This is a genomic window from Streptomyces sp. NPDC054813, assembly GCF_053611365.1.
In genome coordinates this window covers 215,945-222,088 of sequence record NZ_JBSHAF010000018.1, presented here as the reverse complement: position 1 = coordinate 222,088, position 6,144 = coordinate 215,945, and the positions used below count along the sequence as shown (strand labels likewise).

Below are 6,144 nucleotides of genomic sequence, written 5' to 3'. Positions count from 1 at the left end.
ATGGGAGCGACGCGACGACATCCACGAGGCCTTCCTCGGCCTCGCCACCTGCCTCATCACCCACCGCCACGTACAGCGCCTTTGTTAGGACCTCTTAAAGCACGGTCTCCGCTTCCTCGTACCGCTCCGCGGGAACCGTCTTCAACGTCTCCACCGCCTCGGCGAGCGGCACCATCACGATGTCCGTCCCCCGCAGCGCGGTCATGTGACCGAACCCCCCGCGATGCACGGCCTCCACCGCATGCCACCCGAACCGCGTCGCCAGCACCCGGTCGTACGCCGTCGGCGTGCCACCCCGCTGCACATGCCCGAGGATGACCGGCCGCGCCTCCTTGCCGAGCCGCTGCTCCAGCTCGATGGAGAGCTGCCGGGCGATCCCGGCGAACCGCTCGTGGCCGTAGATGTCCTTGCCGCCCTCGTCGAAGGCCATCGTGCCCGCCTTCGGCTTGGCCCCCTCCGCCGCTACGACGATCGCGAACCGCTTCCCGGCCTCGAACCGCTCGCCGACCCGGCGGGCCAATTCCTCGATGTCGAAGGGCCGTTCCGGTACGACGATGGCGTGGGCGCCGGCCGCCATGCCGGAGTGCAGGGCGATCCAGCCGGTGTGCCGGCCCATGACCTCGACGACGAGGACCCGCTGGTGGGACTCGGCGGTGGTCTTCAGCCGGTCGAGGGCCTCGGTGGCCACACCCACGGCCGTGTCGAAGCCGAAGGTCACGTCGGTGACAGCGATGTCGTTGTCGATGGTCTTCGGTACGCCGACGATCGGCAGGCCGGCGTCGGACATCAGCCGGGCCGCCTTCAGCGTGCCCTCACCGCCGATCGGGATGATCGCGTCGAGGCCGAGTTCGGCCACATGGCCCCTGGCCCGCTCCACGCCGTCCCGCAGGTGAGAGGGCTGGACCCGGGAGGAGCCGAGGATCGTGCCGCCACGGGCCAGGATGCCGGCCACGGCGTCGAGGTCGAGCTTGAGATAGTCGCATTCCAGGAGGCCCTTCCAGCCGTCCCGGAAGCCGATGACCTCGTCGCCGTGGTCGGCGACGGCACGGTGCACGACGGACCGGATGACGGCGTTCAGGCCGGGGCAGTCGCCGCCGGACGTGAGGACACCAATGCGCATAGCCCGAAACAACCTTCTCCACGTGGGCCGAAGACCGGACCACGCTGTCCGGCTGACATCGCCGTCACCCTACCGGCGGGAGGGGGCCGCGCCGTACCGGGCGTCCGCCTGCTGGACGCGCCCGCACATGTGAGCGGACACCCTGTCAGGCGGGCCCGGAATCGACCACTCCGGTACGGTCAGGCGGGCTGCTGCGCCGACGCGATCCGCTCGCTGCGCAGGGCCTCGTACCACCGGTCGTCGATCGGCGGCAGCGCGTTCACGTCGAGCGCGAGCTTCAGCAGCAGGTCGGCGATGAGCGGGTTGCGGGCGAGGACCGGCCCGTGCATGTACGTGCCGAAGACGGTGTCGTTGTACGCGCCCTCGGTGCCGTCCCCGGTGCCGTTGCCCCGGCCCAGCTGGACGCGGGCGAGGGGGCGGGCGGTGGGGCCGAGCTGGGTGACGCCCTGGTGGTTCTCGAACCCGGTGAGCTGGGGCAGCCCGAGGCGCGGGTCGATGTCGGCGAGGACGTCACCGACGCACCGCTCCCCGGTGCCGCGTACGGTCGTCACGTCGAGCAGGCCGAGGCCCGGCTCGCGCTGGCCCAGGTCGTTGACGAACTCGTGCCCGAGGATCTGGTAGCCGGCGCACACCGAGAACACGATCGCGCCGTTCTCCACGGCCCGGTACAGGTGCCCGTCGCGGCGCAGCCGCTCGGCGGCGAGCCGCTGCGGACGGTCCTCACCGCCGCCGATCAGGTAGATGTCGCCGGAGGTCGGGATCGGCTGGTCGCTGCGCACGTCCAGCCGGGCCACGTCGAGACCGCGCTGCCGCGCCCGGCGCTCCACGACGAGCGCGTTGCCCTGGTCGCCGTAGGTGCTGAGCAGGTCCGGGTAGATCCACACCAGCCGCAGTTGGTTGTCGCTCATCAATGATCGTCCTTCGGGGTCAGTCAGTTGCCGACGCGGCGGCGCAGATCCTGGAACGCGGTGTAGTTCGCGATGACCTCGATCCGGCCGGGCGGGGCCATCTGTACGGCCTGGTCGAGGGAGTCGCAGACCTGGAAGTGCTGGTTCGCGACCTCGAGACGCACCGCGAGGTCCAGCTTGCGGTCGCCGAGCACGAAGATCGGGTGGCCGGTGAGGCGCGTGTAGTCCACGTCCCACAGCCAGGAGGTGTCGGTGCCGTCCGCGCCGCGCGCGTTCACGGAGAGGATCACCGGGGTCGGCGGCGGGTCGATCAGCGAGAACGTCTCCAGCCAGCCGGCCGGGTTCTTCGCGAGGAGCAGCCGCAGGTCACGTCCCTGGAACTGCACGACGTCGTACCGTCCGGCGACGGCCTGCACCTGGTACATCCGCTCCAGGGCGACCTGCGGCGGCACCCCGAAGACGGCGGCGACGGCGGCCGAGGAGGCCGCGTTGGCCTTGTTGGCGCGTCCCGGCAGCTGGAGGTGGATCGGCCAGGCGGACCCGTGCGGGTCGAGGACGTGGTCCCCGGACAGCACCCAGCTCGGGGTCGGCCGCCGGAACCCGCACTCACCGCAGAACCAGTCGTCGCCCGGGCGCTGCATCACACCGCCGCAGGACGGGCAGGACCAGGCGTCGTCCTTCCACATCTGCCCGGCGGCGACCCAGATCACATTGGGGGAGGAGGACGCGGCCCACACCACCAGCGGGTCGTCGCAGTTCGCCACGATGACGGCCTTCGAGCCGGCCAGGCCCTCCCGCCAGTTCTCGGCGAGCATCCGGGTCTCGGCGGCCCGGTCGAGCTGGTCGCGGGAGAGGTTGAGCAGCGCGATGCACTTCGGGTCGGTGTCCCGGGCCACCCCGGCGAGGTACTTCTCGTCGACCTCGATCACACCGAACTTGGCCTCGGAGCCGCCGGCCAGTGCCGAGGTGATACCGGCGGGCATGTTGGCGCCGAGCGCGTTGGAGACGACCGGGCCCGCGGCCTTGAGCGCCTCGGCGATCAGCCGGGTGGTCGTCGTCTTGCCGTTGGTCGCCGAGACGAGCGTGACGTCCAGGTTCTGGGCGAGCCGGGCGAGAAGGTCGGGGTCGAGTTTCAGTGCGACCCGGCCGCCGATCACGGATCCGCTGCCGCGTCCCGCGGCACGGGACGCCGCCGCGACCGCTTTGCCCGCGGTCACGGCGATCTTGGCCCGCGGCGTGAGCGGGTCCGAGTTGCCTGCCATCAGTTCTCGATCCTCCTTGACTACGCGCCGCGCTTCAGCCATCCGGCAACGTGGTGTGCACCTCAGCCTATCGAGATCCATTCGCACACCCGAATTCCGGCCCTCGCCTGCGCGGCGGGCAGGGGCCGATTCGAACCGTACCCTTGCGGCCATGCGACAAGGTTCCATTCCGGGCGCCCATGGGCGGGTCCGGCCCCTCACTCTGCTCGGCGACCCCGTCCTGCACACCCGCTGCGCGGAGGTCACCGGCTTCGGCCCCGAACTCTCCCGTCTGGTGGAGGACTTGTTTGCGACGATGTACGCGTCGGAGGGCGTGGGCCTGGCGGCGAACCAGGTGGGGGAGCCGCTGCGGGTGTTCGTCTTCGACTGCCCCGACGACGAGGACGTACGGCATCTGGGCCATGTGGTGAACCCCCGCCTGGTGGCGGCGGACGGCGTGACGATCCGCGGCCCGGAGGGCTGCCTGTCCCTGCCGGGCCTGGAGGCGGGGACGGAGCGCTACGACCACGCGGTGGTGGAGGGGTTCACGGCGACGGGGGAGCCGATCACGATCCACGGCACGGGCTTCTTCGCGAGGTGCCTGCAGCACGAGACCGATCACTTGGAGGGCCGCGTGTACGCCGACCACGTGACGGGCCGGCGCAAGCGCAAGCTGCTGCGACAGGTGGCCAAATCTTCATGGCACCGCTGAGCGCAACCCTCCAGGGGAGCGGGCCGTATCGATGTGCGGCTCCGCCGCGTGGGCGCGACAAGCCCCCACCGGGCGGTCAGTCGAAACCGAACCTCTCAGAACCCCGGACCTCCGATTTTGTCCCCCGCAGCTGCCAAGCGGCCCCACAGCAGATCGGCCAGACTCTTCACCAGTTCTGCACGAGTGCAGGGCCGTTCCCCCAGCCACCAGTCGCCCGCCGCGTGCATCATCCCGACGATCCCGTGCCCCCACACCCGCGCCAGCTGCTGACTCCCGGGCCCGAGATCCAGCCGGTCCTCGATGACCTGCGCCAGCTCCTCACCCATCCGCCGCAACAGCGGAGCCGAGTGTTTCCCCACGTCGAACCCCTGGTCGGACCCGGTGCTGCCCTCCGCGGGATGCATCAGGAACCGGTACACCTGAGGCCGCGCCTCGATCGCCGCGAGATACGTGTCCAATGTGGCCTCGACCCGCTCGCGTCGGTCCGCCGGTGCGTCCAGCGCCTCCCGCAGGGAGTTCAGCAACGCGTCCGTGTGCCGTTTGGCCAGGGCCGCGTAGAGGCCGCCCTTGTCGCCGAAGTGGCGGTAGAGGATCGGTTTGGTGATGCCGGCTTCCGCCGCGATCGCGTTCATCGACGCTTGTGGGCCGTCGCGCAGCACCACCCGGTCGGCGGCCTCCAACAGCTCCCGCCGTCGGCGGTCGGCGGACCGCTGCTGTTCGGTCCGCTGTGTGGTGTCCATGTGCTCTCCCCACCCCGTGCTGTTTCGGTGACGCCTGCGCAAACTAACACCTGGCAGCCGACCCATCTCGAACTGGCTGCCGAGGTGACCTTGGGAGTTGACTTTTCCTACCGACGAGTAACAGACTCGGGTTACCGCTAGTAACACATTATGCGCTGCCGCTGGAGGGGTCATGGCCGAGTTCACCATGGAACTCAACGACGAACAGAAGGAGGTCCGGGACTGGCTGCACGGCTTCGCCGCCGACGTCATCCGCCCCGCGGCCGCCGAATGGGACGAGCGTGAGGAGACTCCCTGGCCGGTCATCCAGGAGGCCGCGAAGGTCGGCATCTACTCTCTCGACTTCTACGCCCAGCAGTACTTCGACGCCACCGGTCTCGGCATACCGATGGCCATGGAGGAGCTGTTCTGGGGTGACGCGGGCATCGCCCTCTCCATCGTGGGCACGGGTCTGGCCGCCGTCGGCGTCCTCGCCAACGGCACCGAGGAGCAGATCGGCACCTGGATACCCCAGATGTACGGCGACCCCAACGACGTCAAGGTCGCCGCGTTCTGCTCCTCCGAGCCCGACGCCGGCTCCGACGTGGCCTCCATGCGCACCCGGGCCGTGTACGACGAGGCCAAGGACGAGTGGGTGATCAACGGCACGAAGACCTGGGCGACCAACGGCGGCATCGCCAACGTCCATGTCGTCGTCGCGGTCGTCGACCCGGAGCTCGGTTCCAAGGGCCACGCGTCCTTCATCATCCCGCCGGGGACGCCCGGGCTCGCCCAGGGCCAGAAGTTCAAGAAGCACGGGATCCGTGCCTCGCACACCGCCGAGGTCGTCCTGGACGGCGTCCGGGTGCCGGGCTCCTGCCTGCTCGGCGGCAAGGAGAAGCTGGACGAGCGCCTCGCCCGTGCCCGGGAGCGAGCCAGGGCGGGCGGCGAGCGGGTCAAGAACGCGGCGATGGCGACGTTCGAGGCGAGCCGCCCCGCGGTGGGGGCCATGGCGGTGGGTACCGCGAGGGCCGCCTTCGAGGTCGCCCTCGACTACGCCAAGACCCGTGAGCAGTTCGGGCGGCCGATCATCGACAACCAGGGCGTGGCCTTCCAGCTCGCGGACATGCGTACGTCGATCGACGCGGCCCGGCTGCTGGTGTGGCGTGCGTCATGGATGGCGGTGAACGGGAAGCCGTTCACCGCCGCCGAGGGCTCGATGTCGAAGTTGTTCGCCAGCGAGACCGCGAAGAAGGTCACTGCCCAGGCGATCCAGATCCTGGGCGGCAACGGGTACACGCGGGAGTATCCGGTGGAGCGGATGCACCGCGATGCGGCGATCTACACGATCTTCGAGGGTACGAGTGAGGTGCAGCGGTTGGTGATCGCCCGGACCTTGTCGGGTATGCCGATCCGGTAGCGCCGTGGGGGTGCGGGTGCGTTG

6 protein-coding genes are annotated in these 6,144 nt (G+C 70.1%); 2 read left to right on the top strand and 4 right to left on the bottom strand.

The genetic code is table 11. The features are described from left to right. Positions 1 to 94: 94 nt before the first annotated feature. The 3 genes from ACWGJB_RS32555 to ACWGJB_RS32545 all read right to left on the bottom strand — a co-directional run bounded on the left by ACWGJB_RS32555 (position 95) and on the right by ACWGJB_RS32545 (position 3,290). A complete protein-coding gene (locus ACWGJB_RS32555) occupies positions 95 to 1,120 on the bottom strand; it encodes a 6-phosphofructokinase (protein WP_453383629.1) in 1,026 nt (341 codons plus the stop codon). A 179-nt stretch (positions 1,121 to 1,299) separates the two neighbouring features. After that, a complete protein-coding gene (locus ACWGJB_RS32550; RefSeq protein WP_453383628.1) occupies positions 1,300 to 2,028 on the bottom strand; it encodes a type 1 glutamine amidotransferase in 729 nt (242 codons plus the stop codon). Between the two features lie 23 nt (positions 2,029 to 2,051). Beyond that, a complete protein-coding gene (locus ACWGJB_RS32545) occupies positions 2,052 to 3,290 on the bottom strand; it encodes a MurT ligase domain-containing protein (protein ID WP_453383627.1) in 1,239 nt (412 codons plus the stop codon). 151 nt (positions 3,291 to 3,441) lie between these two features. On the opposite strand from ACWGJB_RS32545, the gene def reads away from it, so the two are divergent. Beyond that, positions 3,442 to 3,981 (top strand): peptide deformylase, encoded by a 540-nt coding sequence (gene def / locus ACWGJB_RS32540; RefSeq protein ID WP_453383626.1) that lies wholly within the window; start codon positions 3,442 to 3,444, stop codon positions 3,979 to 3,981. A 95-nt stretch (positions 3,982 to 4,076) separates the two neighbouring features. Here def and ACWGJB_RS32535 read toward each other — a convergent pair whose 3' ends face one another. Beyond that, positions 4,077 to 4,721, bottom strand: a complete 645-nt coding sequence (locus ACWGJB_RS32535) for a TetR family transcriptional regulator (protein ID WP_453383625.1) — start codon at positions 4,719 to 4,721, stop codon at positions 4,077 to 4,079. 172 nt (positions 4,722 to 4,893) lie between these two features. Between ACWGJB_RS32535 and ACWGJB_RS32530 the strand changes: the two genes are divergently transcribed. Beyond that, complete coding sequence (locus ACWGJB_RS32530) at positions 4,894 to 6,120, top strand: acyl-CoA dehydrogenase family protein (protein ID WP_453383624.1); 1,227 nt, start codon at positions 4,894 to 4,896, stop codon at positions 6,118 to 6,120. Positions 6,121 to 6,144: the final 24 nt, after the last annotated feature.

Excerpts from the sequence above, each read along its gene's own strand:
- def (WP_453383626.1), top strand. The coding sequence starts at position 3,442 with ATGCGACAAGGTTCCATTCCGGGCGCCCATGGGCGGGTCCGGCCCCTC.
- ACWGJB_RS32555 (WP_453383629.1), bottom strand. The coding sequence starts at position 1,120 with ATGCGCATTGGTGTCCTCACGTCCGGCGGCGACTGCCCCGGCCTGAAC.
- ACWGJB_RS32545 (WP_453383627.1), bottom strand. The coding sequence starts at position 3,290 with ATGGCAGGCAACTCGGACCCGCTCACGCCGCGGGCCAAGATCGCCGTG.
- ACWGJB_RS32535 (WP_453383625.1), bottom strand. The coding sequence starts at position 4,721 with ATGGACACCACACAGCGGACCGAACAGCAGCGGTCCGCCGACCGCCGA.
- ACWGJB_RS32530 (WP_453383624.1), top strand. The coding sequence starts at position 4,894 with ATGGCCGAGTTCACCATGGAACTCAACGACGAACAGAAGGAGGTCCGG.
- ACWGJB_RS32550 (WP_453383628.1), bottom strand. The coding sequence starts at position 2,028 with ATGAGCGACAACCAACTGCGGCTGGTGTGGATCTACCCGGACCTGCTC.